The sequence below is a fragment of the Pseudomonas coleopterorum genome (assembly GCF_900105555.1).
Lineage (GTDB): Bacteria > Pseudomonadota > Gammaproteobacteria > Pseudomonadales > Pseudomonadaceae > Aquipseudomonas > Aquipseudomonas coleopterorum.
In genome coordinates this window covers 3117424-3141641 of the sequence record NZ_FNTZ01000001.1, presented here as the reverse complement: position 1 = coordinate 3141641, position 24218 = coordinate 3117424, and the positions used below count along the sequence as shown (strand labels likewise).

The 24218-nt window shown below is 62.4% G+C and carries 22 protein-coding genes; 14 read left to right on the top strand and 8 right to left on the bottom strand.

Annotation, left to right across the window (positions count from 1 at the left end; genetic code table 11):
- Nucleotides 1-64 precede the first annotated feature (64 nt).
- Nucleotides 65-565, top strand: a complete 501-nt coding sequence (locus BLV18_RS13965) for a universal stress protein (RefSeq protein ID WP_090359330.1) — start codon at nt 65-67, stop codon at nt 563-565.
- A gap of 121 nt (nt 566-686) precedes the next feature.
- The gene (cysB, locus tag BLV18_RS13960; RefSeq protein WP_049858894.1) at nt 687-1661 is read left to right on the top strand and encodes an HTH-type transcriptional regulator CysB; all 975 of its coding nucleotides are present in this window, start codon (nt 687-689) and stop codon (nt 1659-1661) included.
- Nucleotides 1662-1706: 45 nt separating this feature from the next.
- Here cysB and BLV18_RS13955 read toward each other — a convergent pair whose 3' ends face one another.
- The 6 genes from BLV18_RS13955 to ppsR form a co-directional block, all read right to left on the bottom strand.
- On the bottom strand, nt 1707-2441 hold the full coding sequence (locus tag BLV18_RS13955) for a phosphoadenylyl-sulfate reductase (protein ID WP_056843608.1): 735 nt from the start codon (nt 2439-2441) through the stop codon (nt 1707-1709).
- 82 nt (nt 2442-2523) lie between these two features.
- Nucleotides 2524-3867, bottom strand: a complete 1344-nt coding sequence (gene pabB, locus BLV18_RS13950; protein ID WP_090359328.1) for an aminodeoxychorismate synthase component I — start codon at nt 3865-3867, stop codon at nt 2524-2526.
- Nucleotides 3868-3945: 78 nt separating this feature from the next.
- The gene (locus BLV18_RS13945) at nt 3946-4932 is read right to left on the bottom strand and encodes an alpha-L-glutamate ligase-like protein (RefSeq protein WP_090359326.1); all 987 of its coding nucleotides are present in this window, start codon (nt 4930-4932) and stop codon (nt 3946-3948) included.
- Nucleotides 4932-6467: an osmotic stress tolerance membrane protein RloB gene (rloB, locus tag BLV18_RS13940; protein WP_049858890.1), complete on the bottom strand. Its 1536-nt coding sequence runs from the start codon at nt 6465-6467 to the stop codon at nt 4932-4934. Before rloB ends, BLV18_RS13945 begins: the two co-directional genes overlap by 1 nt.
- 5 nt (nt 6468-6472) lie before the next feature.
- Entirely contained in the window at nt 6473-7015 is a 543-nt protein-coding gene (rloA, locus tag BLV18_RS13935; RefSeq protein ID WP_049858889.1) for a retropepsin-like aspartic peptidase RloA, read from the bottom strand.
- A gap of 181 nt (nt 7016-7196) precedes the next feature.
- Nucleotides 7197-8015, bottom strand: coding sequence for a posphoenolpyruvate synthetase regulatory kinase/phosphorylase PpsR (gene ppsR / locus BLV18_RS13930; protein WP_049858888.1), 819 nt, complete (start codon nt 8013-8015; stop codon nt 7197-7199).
- A gap of 172 nt (nt 8016-8187) precedes the next feature.
- Between ppsR and ppsA the strand changes: the two genes are divergently transcribed.
- From ppsA to BLV18_RS13885, 9 genes are all read left to right on the top strand, one after another.
- On the top strand, nt 8188-10563 hold the full coding sequence (ppsA, locus tag BLV18_RS13925; RefSeq protein ID WP_090359324.1) for a phosphoenolpyruvate synthase: 2376 nt from the start codon (nt 8188-8190) through the stop codon (nt 10561-10563).
- A 161-nt stretch (nt 10564-10724) separates the two neighbouring features.
- Complete coding sequence (locus tag BLV18_RS13920) at nt 10725-11711, top strand: alpha/beta fold hydrolase (RefSeq protein WP_090359321.1); 987 nt, start codon at nt 10725-10727, stop codon at nt 11709-11711.
- 84 nt (nt 11712-11795) lie between these two features.
- On the top strand, nt 11796-12281 hold the full coding sequence (gene rraA / locus BLV18_RS13915; RefSeq protein ID WP_056843603.1) for a ribonuclease E activity regulator RraA: 486 nt from the start codon (nt 11796-11798) through the stop codon (nt 12279-12281).
- 27 nt (nt 12282-12308) lie between these two features.
- Nucleotides 12309-13304 (top strand): divalent cation transporter CmaX, encoded by a 996-nt coding sequence (locus tag BLV18_RS13910; protein ID WP_090359319.1) that lies wholly within the window; start codon nt 12309-12311, stop codon nt 13302-13304.
- Nucleotides 13305-13388: 84 nt separating this feature from the next.
- Nucleotides 13389-13634 (top strand): hypothetical protein, encoded by a 246-nt coding sequence (locus BLV18_RS13905; RefSeq protein ID WP_049858883.1) that lies wholly within the window; start codon nt 13389-13391, stop codon nt 13632-13634.
- A 3-nt stretch (nt 13635-13637) separates the two neighbouring features.
- On the top strand, nt 13638-14462 hold the full coding sequence (locus BLV18_RS13900) for a mechanosensitive ion channel family protein (RefSeq protein ID WP_090359317.1): 825 nt from the start codon (nt 13638-13640) through the stop codon (nt 14460-14462).
- 103 nt (nt 14463-14565) lie between these two features.
- On the top strand, nt 14566-15156 hold the full coding sequence (gene sigX, locus BLV18_RS13895) for an RNA polymerase sigma factor SigX (RefSeq protein WP_082484608.1): 591 nt from the start codon (nt 14566-14568) through the stop codon (nt 15154-15156).
- 104 nt (nt 15157-15260) lie between these two features.
- Nucleotides 15261-16295, top strand: coding sequence for an OmpA family protein (locus BLV18_RS13890; RefSeq protein ID WP_049858880.1), 1035 nt, complete (start codon nt 15261-15263; stop codon nt 16293-16295).
- Nucleotides 16296-16444: 149 nt separating this feature from the next.
- A complete protein-coding gene (locus tag BLV18_RS13885; protein ID WP_090359314.1) occupies nt 16445-17473 on the top strand; it encodes a quinone-dependent dihydroorotate dehydrogenase in 1029 nt (342 codons plus the stop codon).
- Between the two features lie 92 nt (nt 17474-17565).
- Here BLV18_RS13885 and rmf read toward each other — a convergent pair whose 3' ends face one another.
- A complete protein-coding gene (gene rmf, locus BLV18_RS13880) occupies nt 17566-17781 on the bottom strand; it encodes a ribosome modulation factor (RefSeq protein ID WP_008368461.1) in 216 nt (71 codons plus the stop codon).
- A gap of 533 nt (nt 17782-18314) precedes the next feature.
- Here rmf and rlmKL point away from each other — a divergent pair.
- Nucleotides 18315-20591 carry a bifunctional 23S rRNA (guanine(2069)-N(7))-methyltransferase RlmK/23S rRNA (guanine(2445)-N(2))-methyltransferase RlmL gene (gene rlmKL, locus BLV18_RS13875; RefSeq protein WP_090359311.1) on the top strand — a complete coding sequence of 759 codons (2277 nt, stop codon included), beginning with the start codon at nt 18315-18317 and terminating at the stop codon, nt 20589-20591.
- Nucleotides 20592-20668: 77 nt separating this feature from the next.
- On the opposite strand, the gene dacB is transcribed toward rlmKL, so the two are convergent.
- The gene (gene dacB / locus BLV18_RS13870) at nt 20669-22129 is read right to left on the bottom strand and encodes a D-alanyl-D-alanine carboxypeptidase/D-alanyl-D-alanine endopeptidase (RefSeq protein ID WP_056843596.1); all 1461 of its coding nucleotides are present in this window, start codon (nt 22127-22129) and stop codon (nt 20669-20671) included.
- Between the two features lie 313 nt (nt 22130-22442).
- Here dacB and BLV18_RS13865 point away from each other — a divergent pair, with 313 nt between their 5' ends.
- A complete protein-coding gene (locus BLV18_RS13865) occupies nt 22443-22916 on the top strand; it encodes a MarR family winged helix-turn-helix transcriptional regulator (RefSeq protein ID WP_090359309.1) in 474 nt (157 codons plus the stop codon).
- A gap of 71 nt (nt 22917-22987) precedes the next feature.
- Nucleotides 22988-24214, top strand: a complete 1227-nt coding sequence (locus BLV18_RS13860) for an HlyD family secretion protein (protein WP_090359307.1) — start codon at nt 22988-22990, stop codon at nt 24212-24214.
- The last annotated feature ends 4 nt before the right edge of the window (nt 24215-24218 follow it).

Below are 24218 nucleotides of genomic sequence, written 5' to 3'. Positions count from 1 at the left end.
TGCACTGCGAACGGCGCTGCTACGCTCAAGTGTGCCCTGTCGCCTTGGCCACTTCGGAGGTCGCATGATCCGCTCCATGCTGTACGCCACTGACCTGGGGGTGTACGCCCCATTCGTCATGCAGCACGCCGTCGCCCTGGCGCGCAGCTTCAATGCGCAGCTGTATGTGATCCATGCCGTCGAGCCCATGGGCCTGATCGCCGAATCGGTGCTGCAGAGCTATCTGGACGAGTCCACCCTGGATCGCCTGCACAACCACGGCTTGAGCGCCGTGATGGCGGGGATTGAAACGAGGGTTCTGCAAAGCCTGCGCAGTGACCTGGGCGACGACGAGCCAGACCTTGCCTTGATCCGCGCCGTGCGGGTGCTTCAGGGCGATCCGGCCGAGGTCATTCTCGATCAGGCCCAGCGCCTGAAAGTGGACCTGCTGGTGCTGGGCAGCCACAGTCAGGTGGCTACCGTCGATGTTTCGCTGGGCCGCACGGCGACCCGCGTGTTGCAGCTGTCCCCGGCGCCGGTCTATCTGGTACCCCTCACAGAGCAACGCAGTCGCCTGAAGAGCTAGGCGACAAGCTGGTTATTTTTCCTACAAATTTAATAAAAAGTTCTAGATTTATTGCCTGGACCTTTAATATAGTTATAACCCTTCGCCGACGACTGGCGGTTTTCCTGTGTGAGGGATTCATATGAAGCTTCAACAACTGCGCTACATCTGGGAGGTAGCGCACCACGATCTCAACGTCTCCGCCACGGCGCAAAGCCTGTATACCTCGCAGCCAGGTATCAGCAAGCAGATCCGCCTGCTGGAAGACGAACTGGGTGTTGAAGTCTTCGCACGCAGCGGCAAGCACCTGACCCGCGTCACGCCGGCAGGTGAGCGCATCATCACCACCGCCGGTGAAATCCTGCGCAAGGTGGAAAGCATCAAGCAGATCGCCCAGGAATTCTCCAACGAGAAGAAGGGCACGCTGTCCATCGCCACCACCCACACCCAGGCGCGCTATGCCCTGCCGACGGTGATCAGCAGCTTCATCAAGCAGTACCCGGACGTGGCCTTGCACATGCACCAGGGCTCACCGATGCAGATCGCCGAAATGGCTGCCGACGGCACCGTCGACTTCGCCATCGCCACCGAAGGCCTGGATTCGTTCGGTGACCTGATCATGATGCCGTGCTACCGCTGGAACCGCTGCATCGCGGTGCCCCAGGGGCATCCCCTGACCAAGGTGCCGAAACTGACCCTGGAAGCGCTCGCCGAATACCCGATCGTCACCTACGTGTTCGGTTTCACCGGCCGTTCCAAGCTGGACGAAGCGTTCTCGCGCCGCGGCCTGGCGCCGAAAGTGGTGTTCACCGCGGCCGATGCCGACGTGATCAAAACCTACGTGCGTCTGGGGCTGGGCGTGGGCATCGTGGCCAAGATGGCCGTCGATCCCAAGCTCGACAATGACCTGGTGGTGCTCGACGCCGACCATCTGTTCGAATCCAGCGTGACCCGTATCGGCTTCCGCCGTGGCACCTTCCTGCGCGGCTTCATGTGCGACTTCATCGAGAAATTCGCGCCGCACCTCACCCGCGAGGTCATGGCCAAGGCCATCCAGTGCCACAACAAGCAGGAGCTCGAAGCCCTGTTCGAAGGCGTCGAGCTGCCCGAGCATTGATCACGCCACGGGCCTGAGCATTGCAGGCCCATGTGCCTGCGATGCTCAGGCCTTGGTGATCAGATTCCCTGCGTGCAGTCCACATTCCTTCTGCGTGGCTTCCTCCCACCACCAGCGCCCCTCGCGCTCGTGCTGGTTGGGCAGGACCGGGCGTGTGCACGGCTCGCAGCCAATGCTGATGAAGCCGCGCTCGTGCAGGCTGTTGTAGGGCAGTTCCAGCATGCGGATGTAACCCCACACTTCTTCACTGCTCATCTGCGCCAGGGGGTTGAACTTGTACAGCGTGCGCTCAGGCGTCGAGAACGCGCCGTCCACCTCAACTGCCGCGACCTGGCTGCGTGTTCCGGGACTCTGGTCGCGCCGCTGGCCGGTGGCCCAGGCGCTGACGGTCGAGAGCTTGCGCCGCAGCGGTTCGATCTTGCGGATGCCGCAGCACTCGCCGTGGCCGTCGCGATAGAAGCTGAACAGGCCCTTTTCCTTGACGAAAGGATCCAGCAACGCATTGTCCGGTGAGACCAGTTCGATGGTGATCTTGTAGTGCTCGCGCACCTGTTCGATGAACCGGTAGGTTTCCGGGTGCAGGCGACCGGTGTCCAGGCTGAACACCTTGACGTTCTTGTTCAGTTTCCAGGCCATGTCCACCAGCACCACGTCTTCGGCGCCGCTGAAGGAAATCCAGAGGTCGTCGCCGAAGTGGGCGAAGGCGAGCTTGAGAATGTCCTGGGGGGACTTGTTGGCGTAGGTCGTCGCCATTTCGGCGACATCGAAGGGCTGGCTCATCAGGCGGCTTCCTGGTCAAAGTGGCGCTGGGCGCTCTATATGGCGCCATGGTAACAAAAAACACCCAGCGGCATGGCCGGGATCAGAGCCCGGCCAGGGTGTCCAGCAAGACCTTGACCTTGAAGATCGATTCCTCGTATTCGGCTTGCCACTGGGAGTCGGCCACGATCGCGCCGCCGCCCCAGCAGCACACCTGGTCGTCCTTGATCAGTAGCGTACGGATAGCGATCGAGCTGTCCATTTCGCCGCGCACATCCAGGTACAGCAACGAGCCGCAGTAGATCGCACGCTGGGTCGGTTCCACTTCGTCGATGATCTGCATAGCGCGGATCTTCGGTGCGCCGGTGATCGAACCACCGGGAAAGCTGCCTGCGATCAGGTCCAGGCAGTCCCTGTCCGCTGCCAGCTCACCGGTGACGGCGCTGACAAGATGATGCACGTTCGGGTAGCTTTCCAGGGCGAACAGCTGCGGCACCCGCACCGAGCCGATCCGGCAGGTGCGGCCCAGGTCGTTGCGCAGCAGGTCGACGATCATCAGGTTTTCCGAGCGGTCCTTGGCACTGGCCAGCAGTTCGCGGCCATGGCGTGCATCCTCTTCAGGGTCGAGGCTGCGCGGGCGGGTGCCCTTGATCGGCCGGGTTTCCACCTGGCCGGCCGTGACCTTGATGAAGCGCTCCGGGGAGAAGCTCAACAGGGCCGCGCCGGTGTTCAGTTGCAGATAGCCGGAAAACGGCGTGGAGCAGGCGGCGCGTACTGCCTGATAGGCGGTCCAGGGATCCCCGGCGCAGGCCGCACGAAAGCGCTGGGTAAGGTTGACCTGATAGCAATCGCCCGCCTGGATGTAGGCCTGCACCGTCTCGAATGCCCGTCGATACTGCTCCGGGGTCTGATCCGGCGTCATCGGCGACTGCAAGCGGAAGGGCTGCGCCTGATCCCGGGCCGGTTGGCCGAACAGCTCGATCAGGCGTTGCCGTTCGCAGGCCTGCAGCGCGGGATGGAACATCAGGTGGCTGGTCTGCCGCTGATGGTCGCTGATCAGGGCCCAGCCATACAGGCCGAGGCTGGCGTGCGGCAGGTCGAGATCGTCGTGGTTGGGGTGTGGCAGGTTCTCCAGCCGGCGGCCGAAATCGTAGCTCAGGTAGCCGATCAGGCCGCCGGCGAACGGTAGTTCGCAGCCATCGGGCAATTGCGCCTGACCCAATCCGGCCAATGCCTGGCGCGCACGGTGCAGATACTGCTGGCCGGATTCATCGGGTTGAACGCTGAGCGTCTGCAGAGGCCAGGCGCTGATCAGGTCGAAGCGGCCGCGTTGGGCAATCGGCTGCGCACTGTCGAGCAGTACCGCGCCGGGGGCGTGGCGGACCACGGCGAAATAGGGCGCCGGATTGGCCAGGTAGGGCAGGGCGTGGAGCAAGCAGGTCGGCATGATTGATCGGTGGCCAGTGGCGGGGCTGGGATTGTAATGCACCCGGCCGCTCGTGTGCGGGCGGTGTGGCGTCCGGTCTCAGCTCGTCACGGCAGGCACGTGGCCGAACAGCACCTGGACGAACCGCGTGCGTTCTTCCACGGTTTCGACGAGGCCTTCGGCGGCCAGTTCTTCCAGGTGTTTTTCCACGGCCTGGGTGCGCAGGGTCAGGCCGCAATCGTTGGCGATCTGGATGTTCAGCCCGGGGCGGGCGTTGAGCTCCAGGATCAGCGGGCCTTTTTCCTGGTCCAGGACCATGTCGACGCCAATGTAGCCCAGTCCGCAGAGCTCGTAGCAGCCCGCCGCCAGACGCATGAAACCGTCCCAGTTGGGCAGTTGCACACCGTCCACTGCGTTGGTGGTGTCGGGGTGCTTGCTGATGATGTTGTTGAGCCAGGTACCGCGCAGGGTCACCCCGGTGGCCAGGTCGACGCCCACGCCAATGGCACCCTGGTGCAGGTTGGCCTTGCCGCCCGATTGCCGGGTCGGCAGGCGCAGCATGGCCATGACCGGGTAGCCCATGAGCACGATGATGCGGATGTCCGGCACGCCTTCGTAGCTGATGCTCTTGAAGATCTGGTCGGGAATCACCCGGTATTCGATCAGCGCGCGATCGCGGTGCCCACCCAGTGAATACAGGCCGGTGAGAATGCTGGAGATCTGGTGCTCGATGTCGGCGCGGCTGATGATCTTGCCCGACACGGTGCGAAAGCGCTCCTCGAAGCGGTCGGCGACCACCAGGATGCCGTCACCGCCAGCCCCTTGGGCGGGCTTGACCACGAAGTCACTGCGCCCGCCGATGATCTCGTCCAGTCGGTCGATCTGTTTTTCCGTGGAAATGACCCCGAACATCTCAGGCACGTGAATGCCTGCGGCGATGGCGCGCTCCTTGGTGATGATCTTGTCATCGACGATGGGATAGAGGCTGCGCCGGTTGTACTTGAGCACATAGTCGGCGTTGCGCCGATTGATGCCCATGATGCCGCGGGCTTCCAGCGCCTTCCAGGTCTTCCACAAACCGAACATCAGGAGTCGGCCTGCTTGAGGAATGCCTTGAAACGAACCAGTTCGGTCAGGCGGTAGCCCCGGTAGCGGCCCATGGCAAGCATGAAACCGACAAGAATCAGCAGGATCGCTGGGAAGGTGAACACGAAGTACACCAGTTCCGGAACGCTCATCAGGATGTGCGCCAGGGACGCGGCGAACAGCGTACCCACGGCGACCTTCAAGGCGTGCCCGCTGCCGCGTTCTTCCCAGGTGATCGACAGGCGCTCGATGGTCATGGTCAGGATCACCATCGGGAACAGCGCCACCGACAGCCCGCGCTCCAGGCCCAGCTTGTGGCTGAACAGGCTGATGGCGGCAATCAGCACCACGACGAAGGTGAGCACCACGGATAGCCTGGGCAGCATCTGCAACTTCAGGTGCTCCAGGTACGAGCGCAGCGACAGCCCCAGGGCGGTGATCACGGTGAACAGGATGATGCCGAACCCCAGTTGGGTTTCGCGGAACGCCAGGGCGATCAGCACCGGGGTGAAGGTGCCCAGGGTCTGGATGCCGATCAGGTTGCGCAGGATCAGGATGACCAGCACGCCGATCGGGATCATCACCATGATCATGAAGGTCTGCTGGGTCTGCAGCGGCAGGCCGTAGAGGCTGTATTCGAGAAAGTCGGCGTCGGTGTTTTCGTCGGTCAGCTTGGCCAGGCGAATGGCGTTCATCTCGCTGTTGTTCATGGTGAAGGTCACGGTCGCCTTGCGTCCGCCCTCCACGCTGACCAGGTTCTCGTCACCCGTCCACCACAGCAGGCGATCCTCGGGCAGGCCCTGTTCGCCGGTATCGGGGTTGAAGTACAGCCAGTCGCTGCCGTTGAAGCTGCGCAGCCACAGTTCCGGCGTCTGCGCCTGATCGGCCAGCAGGCGCACGGTATGGACCTTTTCCATCGGCACGTGGGCGATGGACAGCAGCAGGTCGACGATCCGCGCCTTGTGCAGGGTCGAGGTGTCACCGGCCAGCAGCAGCTTGACGTTGTCGTCGGCCAGGTTGTTGACTCGCTTGATGGTTTCGCCGACGAAGGTTTCGACGTCCGCCGAATGCTGGCGGATGGGTGCCAGCAGTGCCTCGGCGGCGATCTTCTCCGGGCCTTCCACGGCCAGGCTGTCGCGGAAGATGGGCCCCTTGACCTTGGGCTTTTCACCGCTGTAGCGCTTGGTCAGCACCAGGCGGTAATACAGGGTCTGGTTGCCCGAGGCGCGGCGGGCCGACCAGGTCACCTTGCGGTTGCCGTCCAGGCGATTGACGCTGACCCCGTAGTTGTTGGAGATGAAGCTCTCGTTGAGGCTCACGTAGTCCCGGCTCAGTGGCGGCACGAACATCTGCACCTTCACCGGGTCCTTGGCGCTGGCGACGAACTCGACCTTGGCATCGATGTTCCACAGATCGTCGGTTTCGTCCTCGGTCACCGGAATGCCGAGGACCAGAATCTGATAGGCCGTGATGGCGATGCCCAGAGCCACCAGCGCGGTGATCAGGATCTTCAGGTGCAGGGTTAGCGCGCGCATTGAAATTACTCTGCGATTTTGGCGACAGTGGCGCAGGCAGGTTTGCCGGCAGCGTGTTTGCGGCTGGGGTCGACCAGCGCATCGAAGCGGGTCAGCGCGTCGGAGCCGATCAGCAGCGGGTAGTCGAATGCGGTGCGGTCGGTCAGGTTGACCTCGATGCGCCGCTGGGTATGACCCATGCACACGTCGAGTTCGATCACCGGTCGCTGGGTGTGAGTCTTGCGTTCCTGCGCGCTGCATTCGCAGTCATCGGCACGGCGCTTGATGGAGCTCATGCGCACCAGCGGCCGTTCGATGGGGTGGGAATGGGCGTTGTCGATGGCCAGATAGAAACGCACCCAGGATTGCCCGTTGCGCTTGAAGCGCTTGATGTCACGGGCGCTGAGCGAGGCGGTCAGTGCGCCGGTGTCGAGCTTGGCCGCGACCCGCAGGTCGATGTCGGTCAGCTGTGCGTATTCGTTCAAGCCGTAGGTGGTCTTTTCGGCGGCCAGGCTCAGGCCCGGAATGAAGAGGAGGCTGAGCAGGCGGGAGAGGGGCTTGAGAGTCATGAATTGAAATTATGAATACCGAATCGGACACCGCGAAAACGTTCCGCGGGTAACAGGAAGGGAGCGCTGCATTCTAGCACGGTGCTTTCATGCCGCCAGCGCAGGCACCGCCAGGCGAGGCCTTGGAGTCTGGAACCATCCGAAAGTTCGCCGAGCGCCTGCCCGGTGTGCCTGGCAATAGCTACTTGAAGCGCCGTTCGACGCCTTTTTCGACGAGGATCTTCGCGGAGATTTCCTCCACCGAAAAATGCGTGGAATTGATGTTGGGAATGTTCTCCCGGCGGAACAGGCCTTCCACCTCGCGCACCTCGAATTCGCACTGGGCAAAGCTGGCGTAGCGACTGTTCGGCTTGCGCTCGTGACGGATCGCGGTCAACCGGTCGGGGTCGATGGTCAGGCCGAACAGCTTGTGCTGGTGAGCCTTGAGCGCGGGCGGCAGCTGCAGGCGCTCCATGTCGTCCTCGGTCAATGGGTAGTTGGCGGCGCGGATGCCGAACTGCATGGCCATGTACAGGCAGGTCGGGGTTTTGCCACAGCGCGAAACGCCTACCAGGATCAGGTCGGCCTTGTCGTAGTAGTGGGTCCTGGCACCGTCGTCGTTGTCCAGGGCGAAGTTGACCGCCTCGATGCGCTCCATGTAGTTGGCGTTGTGGGCGATGGAGTGAGACTTGCCGACCGAATACGAGGAATGGGCGCTGAGCTCCATTTCCAGCGGCGCCAGGAAGGTCGAGAAAATATCGATCATGAAACCGTTGGAGGTCGCCAGGATCTCGCGGATGTCCTGATTGACGATGGTGTCGAAGATGATTGGCCGTACGCCGTCCTTGTCAGCGCAGTTATTGATTTGCTGTACCATGGCCCGAGCCTTGTCCACGCTGTCGATATAGGGCCGCGTGAACTTGCTGAAGGTAATGTTTTCGAACTGCGCCAGTAGACTTTGCCCCAGCGTTTCGGCGGTAATGCCGGTACCGTCGGAGATGAAGAATGCAGATCGTTTCATTGTACGCCCCGGCCCTTAAGCAACTGACGATTCTTGGATATGATAGGCCCGATTGATGGCCAGCATTGCCAGGCATTCTCGTTCATTTCCAGGGCTGCGGCCACAGCCCCCGTGTGCGTTCATTCGCGCCGGGCACCCGAGCTTTTCCAACCCAGTCAGTGGAGAGATCACCTTGGTAGAGTACGTAGTTTCCCTCGATAAGCTTGGTAATAATGATGTGGAACACGTGGGGGGCAAGAACGCGTCCCTGGGCGAGATGATCAGCAACCTGGCCGGTGCCGGCGTGTCGGTCCCCGGCGGCTTTGCCACCACTGCCCAGGCCTATCGCGACTTCCTCGAGCTCAGCGGCCTGAACGAGCAGATCCACGCCGCCCTCGATGCGCTGGACGTGGACGACGTCAACGCCCTGGCCCGCACCGGCGCGCAGATTCGCCAGTGGGTCATGGAAGCCGAGTTTCCCGAGCGCCTCAACGAAGAGATCCGCATCGCCTTCGCTGAACTTTCCAAGGGCAATCCGGACATCGCCGTGGCCGTGCGCTCCTCGGCCACCGCCGAAGACCTGCCCGATGCTTCCTTTGCCGGCCAGCAGGAAACCTTCCTCAACATCCGCGGCGTCGACAACGTCATTCGCGCCGCGAAGGAAGTGTTCGCTTCGCTGTTCAACGATCGTGCCATTGCCTACCGCGTGCACCAGGGCTTCGACCACAAGCTGGTCGCCCTGTCGGCCGGTGTGCAGCGCATGGTCCGCTCGGAAACCGGTACCGCGGGGGTGATGTTCACCTTGGACACCGAGTCCGGGTTTCGCGACGTGGTGTTCATCACCGGCGCCTATGGCCTGGGTGAAACCGTGGTGCAGGGCGCGGTCAACCCCGACGAATTCTATGTGCACAAGAACACCCTGGAAGCCGGTCGCCCGGCCATCCTGCGGCGCAACCTGGGCAGCAAGGCGATCAAGATGGTCTACGGCGACGAAGCCCGCGCCGGTCGCTCGGTCAAGGTGGTGGACGTCGACAAGGCCGAACGTGCGCGCTTCTGCCTGACCGATGCGCAGGTCAGCGAGCTGGCCAAGCAGGCGATGATCATCGAGAAGCACTACGGCCGCCCGATGGACATCGAGTGGGCCCAGGACGGTGACGACGGCCAGCTGTACATCGTTCAGGCGCGCCCTGAAACGGTCAAGAGCCGCTCCAGCGCCAATGTCATGGAACGCTACCTGCTCAAGGAAAAGGGCACGGTGCTGGTCGAAGGCCGGGCCATCGGCCAGCGCATCGGCGCCGGCAAGGTGCGCATCATTCACGACGTCTCCGAGATGGACAAGGTCCAGGCCGGCGACGTGCTGGTTTCCGACATGACCGACCCGGACTGGGAACCGGTGATGAAGCGCGCGAGCGCCATCGTCACCAACCGCGGCGGACGCACCTGCCACGCGGCGATCATCGCCCGTGAACTGGGCATTCCCGCCGTGGTGGGCTGCGGCAACGCCACCCAACTGCTCAAGGACGGCCAGGGCGTGACGGTTTCCTGTGCCGAAGGCGACACCGGTTACATCTTCGAGGGCGAGCTGGGCTTCGACATCAAGCAGAATTCGGTCGATGCCATGCCCGAGCTGCCGTTCAAGATCATGATGAACGTCGGCAACCCGGATCGCGCGTTCGATTTCGCCCAGTTGCCCAACGCCGGTGTCGGCCTGGCGCGCCTGGAGTTCATCATCAACCGCATGATCGGCGTGCACCCCAAGGCGCTGCTGAACTACGACACCTTGACCGCGGAAATCAAGGACAGCGTCGACAAGCGCGTGGCCGGCTACAGCGACCCGGTGAATTTCTACGTCGACAAGCTGGTCGAGGGCATCAGCACCCTGGCAGCGGCGTTCTGGCCGAAAAAGGTCATCGTCCGGCTGTCCGACTTCAAGTCCAACGAATACGCCAACCTCATCGGCGGCAAGCTCTACGAACCCGAAGAAGAAAACCCGATGCTGGGCTTCCGCGGGGCGTCGCGCTACATCAGTGAGTCGTTCCGCGACTGCTTCGAGCTCGAATGCCGGGCAATGAAGCGGGTGCGCAACGAAATGGGCCTGACCAACGTCGAGATCATGGTGCCGTTCGTGCGCACGCTGGGCGAAGCGTCGCAGGTGATCGACCTGCTCGCCGAGAACGGCCTGGCCCGTGGCGACAACGGCCTGCGCATCATCATGATGTGCGAGCTGCCTTCCAACGCGATCCTGGCCGACGAATTTCTCGAGTTCTTCGACGGCTTCTCGATCGGTTCCAACGATCTGACCCAGCTGACCCTGGGCCTGGACCGCGACTCGGGGATCATCGCCCACCTGTTCGACGAGCGTAACCCGGCAGTCAAGAAGCTTCTGGCCAACGCCATCCAGGCGTGCAACAAGGCCGGCAAGTACATCGGCATCTGCGGCCAGGGGCCATCCGATCACCCCGACCTGGCCAGGTGGCTGATGGAGCAGGGCATCGAAAGCGTTTCGCTGAACCCGGACTCGGTCCTGGAAACCTGGTTCTTCCTGGCTGAAAAGGAAGGCGTCGCCTAAGCACCGCAACACCCAGACCGGTGTGTCCTCCCACACACCCGGTCCCCCTGTGGCAGCGGCGCAAGCCGCGTAGCTTGTGATCTTGCTTTTCAAAGGCAAATCAAAAAGCTACGCGGCTTGCGCCGCTGCTACGGTTTCATTCATTCAGATGCAAGTGCCCTATGCAAAGCAGCAGTACCCTCTTTCCCGTCGCGCTGCTCAGTGCCGAGCGTCGCGGCGACCTCAGCGAAGACATCTACCGCATCAAGGCCGCCAACAGCCCCGACCCCAGCGTCGAGCTGGCGTTGACGCGCCTGGGCCTGGCCGATCAGCCCGGCGCCCGCGGAGTGCCGGTGATCCTCCTGCATGGCAGCTTTTCCAACCGGCGCTTCTGGTACTCGCCCAAGGGCATCGGCCTGGGGCCCTGGCTGGCGCGTCGTGGCTTCGATGTCTGGATCGCCGAAATGCGCGGGCACGGCCTGTCGCCGCGCAACCAGCAGTACGCCAGCAACACCGTGGCCGACTATGCCCGGTACGATCTGCCGGTGATCGGTGCGTTCGTCGCCGAGGTCAGCGCCCAGACGCCGCACTGGGTCGGGCATTCGCTCGGCGGTATCACCTTGGCAGCGGCCCTGGGAGGCGGCTATCTGCAAGGCGACCTGGCCGCCTCCGCAGCGCTGTTCGGCGCGCAGGTCAGCCGTCGCCACTGGCCACTGCGGATTCCACCCGTGAACTGGGCCGGTCGCTTGTTGCTCAAGCGTTATCCGCACATTTCCGGCGCCCGGCTCAAGCGCGGTCCGGAAGACGAGCCCGTGGGCGTCGGCCTGGAATGGCTGCGCTGGAAAGGCCTGTTCGGCCGTTTCGGCGACAGCCAGCGTGATTGGTGGGATGGGTTGCACGAGGTGAAGCTGCCGATCCTGGCCGTGGCCGCCGCAGGCGACCTGCAGGACCCGAGCTGGGCCTGCCGGGACCTCTTCGAGCAGTTCGCGGGCAGCCACAATCAGTTCGTCAACCTGGGCCGCAGCGAGGGCTTCGGCGATGATTTCGATCACGTGCGCATGTTGGTCAGCCCCCAGGCCCAGGCTGAAGTCTGGCCGCTGGTCGGTACTTGGCTGAGCGACCCTTACCGGCCATTGCTGCCAGGTGCGACCCCGTTGGCGGCGACCTGAGCATGGTCTAGGCTGTGATGGCCGCGCCGCGTCCGGCGCAGCTTTCCGGCTCTTGCAGCCGCCACTCGCCCCAGGAGCAACGCCATGCACTATCTGACCCCCGACCTGTGCGACGCCTACCCCGACGTCGAAGTGCTCGAACCGATGTTCAGCAATTTCGGCGGCCGCGACTCCTTCGGCGGCCAGATCGTCACCATCAAGACCTTCGAGGACAACTCACGGGTGCGCGAGCAGGTCGCGCTGGATGGCACCGGTAAGGTGCTGGTGGTCGACGGCGGTGGCTCGCTGCGCAAGGCCTTGCTGGGCGACATGCTTGCGCAAAAGGCCGCCGAGAACGGCTGGGAAGGGCTCGTCATCTATGGGTGCGTGCGTGACGTCGACATGCTGGCGCAAACCGATGTCGGTGTTCAGGCCCTGGCCAGTCATCCGATGCCCACCGTCAAACGCGGCTTGGGCGATCTCGACGTGAAGGTCAGCTTCGCTGGCGTAACTTTCATTCCCGGCCACTATCTGTATGCCGACAACAACGGCATCATCGTCTCGCCGAAGGCGCTGACCATGCCTGAATGAGAATTTTCCATCAGTAACGGGGACACGATGTTCGAGGAAGAAAACGCGCAGTGGGGGCTGGTGCATGCCCTGGTGCTGGACGGCAAAGGCGGCGCGCGCTCGATTGCCCGGACCGAAATCGATGAATTGCAGCTGCAGCCTCATCAGAGCCTGTGGCTGCACTGGGATCGCAGTCATCCCCAGACCCGCAACTGGCTGCGCCGCAGCAGCGGCCTGAGCGAATTCTCCTGCGACCTGCTGCTCGAAGAGAACACCCGTCCACGCCTGGTGCCGCTGCCCGACGATGAACTGCTGCTGTTTCTGCGCGGGGTCAACCTCAACCCTGGTGCCGAACCCGAGGACATGGTTTCGGTGCGCATCTTCGCCCAGGCCCAGCGGATCATTTCCCTGCGCCTGCGACCGCTCCGCGCAACCGACGACCTGCTCGAGCAGTTTGCAGCGTGCAAGGGCCCCAAGACCGCGTCCGAGCTGATTCTCTACCTGGCCCAGCACCTGACTGAAAAGGTCCAGGCATTGGTCGAAGGCCTCTCCGAAACCGTCGATCTGGAAGAAGACAAGCTCGATGCCGACGAGCGGTACACGCCCGAGCATGGCAGCATTCTGCAACTGCGACGTCGTGCCGCAGGACTGCGGCGATTCCTGGCGCCGCAACGTGATATCTATGGCCAGCTGGCGCGCAACAAGGTGCCGTGGTTCGTCGACGATGACGCCGATTATTGGAACGAGCTGAACAATAGCCTGACCCGCTACCTGGAAGAGCTCGAACTGGCGCGCGAGCGTGTAGGGCTGGTGCTCGAAGCCGAAGACCGGCGCCAGAGCGAGCGCATGAACCGCACCATGTATCGCTTCGGAGTGATCACCGGGATCTTCCTGCCGATGAGTTTTCTCACCGGTCTGCTGGGCATCAACGTCGGCGGAATACCGGGTTCGGACAACCCCTATGGCTTCACCATGGCCTGCGGATTGATGGTCGTGGTGGCGCTGGGGCAGTGGTTGTTGTTTCGCCGCTTGCGCTGGGTCTGATCGAGAATTTAACCTCTGCGCGGGACGATCGTTGTGACTCACCGTGCAGCGGTCTCGTCTTTGAATGAAATTCGCGAGGTGTGCATGCCTGATCCGTTCGAAGAATCCCTGCGAGACATGCTCAACGCCCAGGCGCCGGGGCGCGACGATCGTGCCGCGCTGGGGCGGGTGCTCAAGACTGCCAATCGGCAAGTCGGCGCAGGTGACCTCTTCAGCCTCATGGGGCGTTGGGGACAGGCGTTCATGATCGCGGTGAACAGTGGTTCGGCGAATATCGCGCCGGTGTCGCGTCGTAAAAACTCCGCCGCTGCTGCGGATAAGGCTGATTGATCAATGGAACTGGATCCCTGGACCCAAAGCCTGTTTGCGGCGATGACCGCCTTGTGGACCAAGGTCGCCAACTTCATCCCCAACCTCTTTGGTGCGTTGGTCGTGGTGATCCTTGGCTTCCTGGTGGCCAAGCTGCTCGATACCTTGTTGTCCAAGCTGCTGGCCAAGTTCGGCCTCGACCGCCTGATGGCCGGTACGGGCCTGACCAAGTTGCTGGGCCGCGGCGGCCTCAAGGTGCCGATCTCGACCCTGATCGGGAAGATCGTCTACTGGTTCGTGCTGTTGATCTTCCTGGTGTCGGCCGCAGAGTCGCTGGGGCTACAGCGTGTGTCGGCGACGTTGGACATGCTGGCGCTGTACCTGCCCAAGGTGTTCGGTGCCGCCCTGGTGCTGCTGGTCGGCGTGCTGCTGGCGCAACTGGTCAACGGCGTGGTGCGCGGCGCGGCCGAAGGGGTCGGGCTCGACTATGCTGCAGGTCTGGGTCGGGTGGCTCAGTGGCTGGTGATCATCATCAGCATCTCGGTGGCCATCAGTCAGCTGGAGGTCAAGACCGACCTGCTGAACCATGTGATCGTCATCGCGTTGATTACCGTTGGTCTGGCCGCAGCACTGGCGATGGGGCTGGGCAGCCGTGAAATCGCCAGTCAGATACTGGCCGGAATCTATGTGCGGGAAATGTTTCAGGTAGGCCAGCAGGTGCAGGTTGGCGAGGTCGAGGGGCAGATCGAGGCGATCGGCACCGTCAAGACGACGGTCCTGACCGACGACGGCGAACTGGTCTCGATGTCCAACCGCGAGTTGCTGGAGCAGCGGGTGAGTAGCCGATAGGTCAACGTTTTGCTAATGTATGCCGCCGCAAAAAGGCTGAGCGATCATGCCGTGGCGGACACTGACCAGACCTTCGGGGACCTGACCTTCGGGCCGACCTGTTTTGAATAAAGTACATACGCTGCCCGTGCGCTACGACCCCCGCGAGCTCTCTGACGAGGAGTTGGTGGCGCGTTCGCACGAGGAGCTGTTCCATGTCACACGGGCGTATGAAGAGTTGATGCGTCGCTACCAGCGAACCCTTTTCAACGTCTGTGCAAGATATTTAGGGAACGATCGTGACGCTGACGATGTCTGTCAGGAAGTGATGCTGAAGGTGCTGTACGGGCTAAAGAATTTCGAGGGAAAGTCGAAATTCAAGACGTGGCTTTACAGCATCACCTATAACGAATGCATCACGCAGTACAGAAAGGAAAGGCGAAAGCGCCGCTTGATGGATGCCTTGAGTCTCGATCCGCTCGAGGAGGCATCCGAAGAGAAGGCGCCCAAGCCGGAGGAGCGCGGTGGTCTCGACCGTTGGCTGGTGTACGTGAACCCGATCGATCGGGAGATTCTGGTGCTGCGATTCGTCGCGGAGCTGGAATTCCAGGAGATCGCCGACATCATGCACATGGGCTTGAGCGCCACCAAAATGCGGTACAAGCGGGCTTTAGATAAGCTCCGCGATAAATTTGCAGACCTGTCCGAAACTTAGTTCGGCGTAAAGGTCTCTAACGTATCGGCAAGGTCTGCTAGACTTGTCGTCGAGCTGCCCCTGGATTAGGGGCGCTTAACAATCACCAGATGGGGATTTAACGGATGAAACTGAAAAACACCTTGGGCCTTGCCATTGGTTCTCTTGTTGCCGTGACTTCGTTCGGCGTATTGGCACAAGGCCAAGGCGCAGTCGAGGTGGAAGGCTTCGCCAAGAAGTACATGACTGACAGCGCCCGTGACTACAAGAACGACGGCAACCTGTTCGGTGGCTCGATTGGCTACTTCCTGACCGACGACGTTGAACTGGCTCTGTCCTACGACGAAGTCCACAACATCCGTAGCGATGCTGGCAAAAACATCAAGGGCGCTGATGCCGCTCTGGATGCTTTCTACCACTTCGGTACTCCAGGCGCCGGTCTGCGTCCGTACGTCTCCGCTGGTTTCGCACACCAGAGCATTGGCCAGGACAGCGGTGGTCGTGACCACTCCACCCTCGCCAAGCTGGGTGGCGGCGCCAAGTACTACTTCACCGAGAACTTCTACGCCCGTGCCGGCGTTGAAGCTCTGTACAACATCGACAAGGGCGACACCGAGTGGGCTCCTGCCGTCGGCGTTGGTGTGAACTTCGGTGGCGGCTCCAAGCCTGCTCCAGTCGCTGCTCCAGCTCCAGTAGCTGAAGTTTGCGCTGACTCCGACAACGACGGCGTCTGCGACAACGTCGACAAGTGCCCTGACACCCCTGCCAACGTTACCGTTGACGCTGATGGCTGCCCAGCCGTTGCCGAAACCGTTCGCGTTGAGCTGGACGTCAAGTTCGACTTCGACAAGTCGGTCGTGAAGACCAACAGCTATGGCGACATCAAGAACCTGGCTGACTTCATGAAGCAGTACCCACAGACCACCACCACTGTTGAAGGTCACACTGACTCCGTCGGTCCTGACGCTTACAACCAGAAGCTGTCCGAGCGTCGCGCCGCTGCTGTCAAGCAAGTGCTGACCGGTCAGTACGGTGTTGAATCCAACCGCGTTCAGTCGGTTGGCTACGGCGAAACCCGCCCAGTGGCTGACAACGCCACTGACGCTGGCCGCGCTGTAAACCGTCGCGTAGAAGCTGAAGTAGAAGCTCAAGCTAAGTAATTAGCGACCGCTTCAACGAAAAGCCCGGCTCAGGCCGGGCTTTTCTTTGCCTGCGATTTGGTGGCCGGCAGGGGAGTCGGCATACCTAACCGGGTCCGAATCTGGCACAATCGCAGCCCTCTATCGCTTCCACCGAGCCAAGCCCGCCTATGTACACTCTGGCCCGCCAGCTGTTATTCAAACTGTCCGCAGAAACCTCCCACGACCTGTCGCTGGACCTGATCGGCGCCGGTGGCCGCCTGGGCCTCAACGGCCTGCTCACCAAGCCGCCGGCACGCCTGCCGGTGACGGTCATGGGGCTGCAGTTCGATAACCCGGTCGGGCTGGCGGCTGGGCTGGACAAGAACGGCGCGGCCATCGACGGTTTCGCTCAACTGGGTTTCGGTTCCGTTGAAATCGGGACCGTGACCCCGCGTCCGCAGCCAGGCAACCCCAAGCCCCGGCTGTTTCGTCTGCCGCAGGCCACGGCGATCATCAATCGCATGGGCTTCAACAACCTGGGCGTCGACAATCTGGTGGCGCGTGTGAAGGCCGCCAAGTATCGGGGCGTTCTGGGCATCAACATCGGCAAGAACCTGACCACGCCGGTCGAGCAGGCGGTCGATGACTACCTGATATGCCTGAATAAAGTCTACGATCACGCCAGCTATATCACGGTGAACATCAGCTCGCCCAATACCGCTGGCCTGCGCAGCCTGCAGTTCGGCGATTCGCTCAAGCAGCTGCTCGATACCCTGGCCGAACGCCGTGTGGTGTTGACTGGCCAGAGCGGTCGTCACGTGCCCCTGGCGATCAAGATCGCCCCAGACATGAGTGACGAAGAAACCGCGCTGGTGGCTCAGGCGCTGGTCGATGCAGGGATGGATGCAGTGATCGCCACCAACACCACGCTCGGCCGAGCTGGGGTCGAGGGGCTCGTGCATGGGGATGAAGCTGGGGGCCTTTCAGGGGCGCCGGTGCGCGAACAGAGCACGCATATCGTCAAGGTGCTGGCACAGACCCTGGGTGGCAAGTTGCCGATCATTGCGGCGGGCGGTATCACCGAAGGAGGCCATGCGGCTGAGAAGATCGCCGCCGGTGCCAGCCTGGTGCAGATCTACTCGGGGTTCATCTACAAGGGGCCGGCATTGATCCGGGAATCGGTAGACGCCATTGCGGCGCTGCAGGCGACTCGCTGAATCCAGGCGCGAAAGGGGCCCCGTGAAGAGGCCCCTGGGCGCTAGCCCGCCGCCCTGGTTGGGCGTGCATGGTGAACAGGTAAAAAAGGTTTTCAGCCGACGGCGTGAAGTTCGTTGAGCCTATGGATTCCCGCAGTGCCGGTCATACCGTCCCAGTTGTCGCCGCGTCCTTCGCGCCAGCCGTTGATCCAGGCTTGGCGTACCGACGGTAGAGTAAAAGGGCAAAGCTCGCGGGATTTGCCATGGATGCCATACTGGTATCCGCGTAGAAATGCTCGTTCCAACGGATCACGCTTAAGTCTTCTCATAGGGTGTTGCCCTCTGTCTATTGACTGTAATGTCCCGTCGGCCTCGTCTGAGGCCAGGCAGATGGTCTGCCGGTATCGCGCTCGCTGCCGGCGTGGCGAGCAGTGATGTCATCGCCATTGCAGCGACGACCTGAGGTGATTTCTAAACGTTGAACCGCGTCATGTGAATGATCGTTTTGTCATAAGCACGTAACGATTTAGCGGTATGGGCGATAAGTAAGCAGGTGCTTCTGGGGCACGAGGTCTGCAAGTCCGTCGTGTGCAGGGCCTGCAGCGTAGTTTGAGATCACTATGCCATTGCGAATCATCTCGATTTCGATGTGGCATCAAATCGACGAAGGGTCGCCTGAGCGGCCCTTTTTTGAGCAGAATCACGTTCTGCCTCATTTTTGCGCCGAACATGGCAACGGGTGAGGTGGGCTGACACCATGGTGGTGTCGTTCGGGCGCTCTATTGCGTAAAGCGCCTGGTTGAACCTCGAAAGGGCAATGCGCTTGCCCTCTCATCGATGCCCGCAAGGGCCAGGAAATACCATGTCGGACCGTTTTGAACTGTTTCTCACGTGCCCCAAGGGTCTCGAAGGCTTGCTGGCCGAGGAAGCCACCGCCCTGGGGCTGGAAGAAACCCGCGAACACACTTCCGCCGTGCGCGGGATGGCCGACATGGAAACCGCCTACCGGCTGTGCCTGTGGTCGCGCCTGGGCAACCGCGTGTTGCTGGTGCTCAAGCGCTTCGCCATGAAAGACGCTGAAGAGCTCTATCACGGCGTGCTCGATGTCGAGTGGCAGGACCACCTGCTGCCCGATGGCACCCTGGCCGTGGAATTCAGTGGGCATGGCTCGGGCATCGACAATACTCACTTCGGTGCGCTGAAGGTCAAGGATGCCATCGTCGACAAGCTGCGCACGCCCAGTGGCGAGCGTCCCAGCGTCGACAAGCTCAATCCGGACCTGCGCGTGCACCTGCGCCTGGATCGCGGTGAAGCCATTCTCTCGCTCGACCTGTCCGGGCACAGCCTGCACCAGCGTGGCTATCGCCTGCAGCAGGGCGCCGCGCCACTCAAGGAAAACCTTGCCGCTGCCATTCTTATTCGCGCTGGCTGGCCACGCATCGCTGCCGAAGGCGGCGCCCTGGCCGACCCGATGTGTGGTGTGGGTACCTTCCTGGTGGAAGCGGCGATGATCGCTGCCGACATCGCGCCCAACCTCAAGCGCACCCGCTGGGGTTTCAGCGCCTGGCTGGGCCACGTCCCGGCCATGTGGCGCAAGCTGCACGACGAGGCACTGGCTCGCGCCGAGGCCGGCCTGGCCAAGACCCCGGCCTGGATTCGTGGCTACGAAGCCGATCCACGACTGATCCAGCCGGCGCGCAACAACGTCGAGCGAGCCGGTCTCAGCGATTGGGTCAAGGTCTATCAGGGCGAAGTGGCGACCTTCGAGCCCCGCCCGGATCAGAATCAGAAAGGCCTGGTCATCTGCAACCCGCCGTACGGCGAGCGGTTGGGTGACGAAGCCAGTCTGCTGTACCTGTATCAGAACCTGGGCGAGCGCCTGCGTCAGGCTTGCCTGAACTGGGAAGCGGCGGTGTTCACCGGCGCGCCTGATTTGGGCAAGCGCATGGGCATCCGCAGTCACAAACAGTATTCGTTCTGGAACGGCGCCTTGCCCTGCAAGCTGCTGTTGATCAAGGTAACGCCCGACCAGTTCGTCACCGGTGAGCGCCGTACCCCCGAGCAGCGCCAGGCGGCGCGTGAGCAGGCCGAACAGGTGGACACCACGCCACCGCTGGCCGATCCGTATGCACGGGTCAACAAGAACGGCAACCCAGTCAAGCCAGCACCGGCGCCTGCGCCGGTGGTCGAACAGGCGCGGCTGAGCGAAGGCGGGCAGATGTTCGCCAACCGCCTGCAGAAGAACCTCAAGACCTTGGGCAAATGGGCACGACGCGAAGGCATCGATTGCTATCGGGTGTATGACGCGGACATGCCCGAATACGCCATGGCCATCGATCTGTACCACGACTGGGTGCACGTGCAGGAATACGCCGCGCCCAAGTCGATCGACCCTGAGAAAGCCTCGGCGCGACTGTACGACGCCTTGGCGGCCATTCCACAGGCACTGAACATCGACAAGAGTCGGGTCATCATCAAGCGCCGCGAGCGCCAGAGCGGGACTCGCCAGTACGAGCGTCAGAGTGCCCAGGGCCAGTTCACCCAGGTGCAGGAAGGGGGTGTGCAATTGCTGGTCAACCTGACCGACTACCTGGACACCGGTCTGTTTCTCGATCACCGGCCGATGCGTCTGCGCATTCAGAAAGAAGCGGCTGGCAAGCGTTTCCTCAACCTGTTCTGCTACACCGCCACGGCCAGCGTTCACGCTGCCAAGGGCGGGGCGCGCAGCACCACCAGCGTCGACTTGTCCAAGACCTATCTGGATTGGGCACGGCGCAATCTGTCCCTGAACGGTTTCTCGGACAAGAACCGCTTGGAGCAGGGCGACGTGATGGCCTGGCTACAGGCCAATCGGGAGGAATACGACCTGATCTTCATCGACCCGCCGACCTTCTCCAACTCCAAGCGCATGGAAGGGGTGTTCGATGTACAGCGCGACCACGTCGAGCTGCTGGACCTGGCGGTTGCTCGGTTGGCACCGGGGGGCGTGGTGTATTTCTCCAACAACTTCCGCAAGTTCCAGCTCGATGCGAATTTGGCGGAGCGCTATGCAGTCGAGGAAATCACGGCGCAGACGGTAGATCAGGACTTTGCCCGCAACGGCAAGATTCACCGGGCCTGGAAGATCCAGGCGCGGTGACTCCCTGAGGAGATGTGGCGCTGCCTTCGCGGGCAGCGGGCTCAGCCGCCCGCCCCGCTCCCACACGTATTGGATGATTACTGGATGTTGGGCGAGGTAGACGCGGCCTTTGGCTGCGAGTACAGGTCCAGCAGCGCCTGATCCAGAACCGATGAGGCGCCCCATGGGCGCGGATCGTTGAGGATGGCGACCACCGCCCAGGTGTTGCCGTTGCTGTCGCGGCTGTAGCCGGCGATGGCGCGTACGGTGTTGAGGGTGCCGGTCTTGATGTGGCCTTCACCTTGCAGCGCCGTACGCTTCAAGCGTTTGCGCATGGTGCCGTCCATGCCCACGATCGGCATCGACGCCATGAACTCGGCGGCGTACGGGCTTTTCCAGGCGGCCTGCAGCAAGGTTGCCATCTCCCGCGCGCTGACGCGCTCGTCGCGGGACAGCCCCGAGCCGTTCTCCATCACCAGGTGCGACGCGGTGATGCCTTTCTTCGCTAGCCAACCCCGAATCACGCGCTGCGCGGCCTTGGCGTCGTCGCCGTCGGCCTCGTTGCGATAGCGTTCGCCCAGGCTCAGGAACAGCTGCTGGGCCATGGTGTTGTTGCTGTACTTGTTGATGTCGCGAATGATTTCCACCAGATCCGGCGAAAAGGCCCGCGCCAGCACGCGCGCGGTCTTGGGCACGGTGCCGACACGGTCGCCGCCCTGGATGGTGCCGCCCAGTTCGTTCCAGATCGCTCGGACCGCGCCGGCGGCATAGCTCTGGTGGTCGAGCAGCGACAGGTAGGTCTGCGAGCTGCAGCCTTCGGCCAACTGGCCGCTGACCACGACGGTCATGCCGTCGGCCTGGGTGATCGGGTTGTAGCGCACGTCGCCCGTGCACTTGGTTCCGGGCAGCGCTTTGACCTGGTTGTCGATGCGAATGGTGGCGATCGGTGGTTCGACCGACACCAGCACCTTGCCGGTGTCGTTGCGGGTCACGAAGCGCAAGGCCTTGAGGTTGACCAGCAGGGAGTCCGGGCGGACCAGGAACGGCGCGTTCTCGTCGCCACCGTCATCGTTGAAGGCCGGCAACTGCGGCTGGATGAAATGACTGCGGTCCAGCACCAGGTCGCCGGTCACCTGACGCACGCCGTTGGCGCGCAGGTCACGCATGAGCAGCCAGAGTTTTTCCATGTTCAGCTTGGGATCGCCGCCACCCTTGAGGTAGAGGTTGCCGTTGAGCACGCCGTTGCTCAGGGTGCCGTCGGTGAAGAATTCGGTCTTCCACTGATAGGTCGGGCCCAGCAGTTCGAGGGCCGCGTAGGTGGTGACCAGTTTCATGGTCGAGGCTGGATTCACTGATACGTCGGCGTTGAACACGGTCGGGCTGCCGGGGCCGTTGAGCGGCAGCATCACCAGAGACAGGGCGTCATTCTGCAGCTTGCTGGCCTTGATGGCCTGTTGAACCTTGGGCGGCAGTGTGGTGTTCAGGGGGGCAGCGCAGAGGGGAAGGGCCAGGGGCAGCATCAGGCCGGCGAGCAATAGTGGACGAAGAGATTTGATCATGTGCTTGAAAACCCTGCGGGCGAGGGGTGACGAAAACGAGGGCCATATAGGTAGATGAAGACCCCCACTACGGGTGAAACCGCCAGCATTATGCCCCAAGCGCTGCCTGCTTTGGCCAGCGGGCACCGGGATGGAGTGAATTTTTCCCATCAAAGCGACCGATCGGCCTTAATGTTAGCAAGCTAACCATTGCCTTGACATTGTCTGCCTAAGCAGTAACATTATGTTTCGACGATGTATGAGAGATGTACAAATTGTATCCATGCACACGCGCAGACATGCATTCGGCTAACAGGTGGACAGCTTCCGGCCCATGAATCACTACACCCCCGAGAACTTCCATACCTGCAACCTGGGCCTGCTGCTGGGCCGCGGATCGGCGTTGAAGGATCGTTTGCTGGACACGCATCTGGTGCCCTATGGCGTGACCGCTGCGCAATTCAAGGTGCTGATCATCAACGCCCGTTTCGGCATCGACACGCCGGCGGAGATGTCGCGCTACCTGTCGCTGGACAGCGGTTCGATGACGCGCATGCTCGACCGGCTGGAACACAAGCAATTGATCCGGCGCCAGCGCAGCGCCGCTGACCGACGACAGGTGCAGCTGGTGCTGACCGATGAAGGCCAGGCACTGGCAGCGCGCCTGCCGGTCATTGGCGCCAACGCCATGAACGAGCTGGTGGGCATGCTCGATCGTGAAGAGATCGCCGAGCTGGAACGGATCCTCAAGAAGCTGTTGCAAGCTTCCGGGGATCCGCTGCTGGCGCTGGGTGCCGCCGCCGGCTGAATACTCCGACGTCAGCGCCCCGACCGATCTGCTCGACGCAACACCGACCGAACCCTTTCAGGTGAACTGCCATGGCCACTGCCACTGATTCCAATGCTTCCCAGCAACCGCCCGCAGCGCCGGCGGCCGACGACAAGGCCCCGGCCAATCGACGCAAGCGCAAACTCTGGTTGTTCATCCTGCTGGCCTTGGTGGTGCTGGGCGGTCTGGGCGTCTGGGCCTGGTACACCCTGTACGGGCGCTGGAACGAGAGCACCGACGATGCCTACGTGAACGGCAACGTGGTGGAAATCACGCCGTTGACCACGGGCACGGTGATCAGCATCGGTGCCGACGATGGCGATCTCGTCCACGAAGGCCAACCCTTGGTGCAGTTCGACCCGAACGACTCGCAGATCGATCTGCAGAATGCCCAGGCCAATCTGGCCAAGGCGGTACGCCAGGTGCGCGGCCTGTACAGCAACGTCGACGGCATGAAGGCCCAGGTGGCTGCGCGCAAGGCGGAAGTGCAGCGCGCCCAGGACAACTATGGCCGACGCAAGAACCTGGCGTCCGACGGGGCGATCTCCCAGGAAGAACTGTCCCACGCCCATGACGATCTGATTTCGGCGCAGAGCGCCCTGAGCAATACCCAGCAACAACTGGCGACCTCGACCGCGCTGGTCGATGCCACCCAGGTGTCCAACCACCCCGACGTGCGGGCGGCGGCTGCGCAGTTGCGTCAGGCGTACCTGGCCCATGCTCGTACTACCCTGATCGCCCCGGTAACCGGCTATGTGGCCAAGCGCACCGTGCAACTGGGCCAGCGTATCGAGCCGGGAACGCCGACCATGGCGGTGATTCCGCTGAACCAGTTGTGGATCGACGCCAACTTCAAGGAAACCCAGCTGCGCCACATGCGCATCGGCCAGCCGGTGGACATCACCAGCGATCTGTATGGCGACGAGGTGAAGTACAGCGGCACCATCGACAGCCTCGGTGCGGGCACCGGCAGTGCCTTCGCCTTGCTGCCGGCACAGAACGCCACGGGCAACTGGATCAAGATCGTCCAGCGGGTGCCGGTGCGGGTGCACATCAATCCGCAACAGTTGAGCGAGCATCCGCTGCGCATCGGCCTGTCGACGGTGGTGGATGTCGACCTGCACGACCAGAGCGGGCCGGTATTGGCGCAGCAACCGCCGCAGCAGGCGTCCTTCACCACCAACGTCTACGAGAAGCAGTTGGGTGAAGCGGATGCCATGATCGCCCAGTTGATCCACGACAACAGCGCAGCGTCCGGCACCACGGCCACCCGCTGATCTA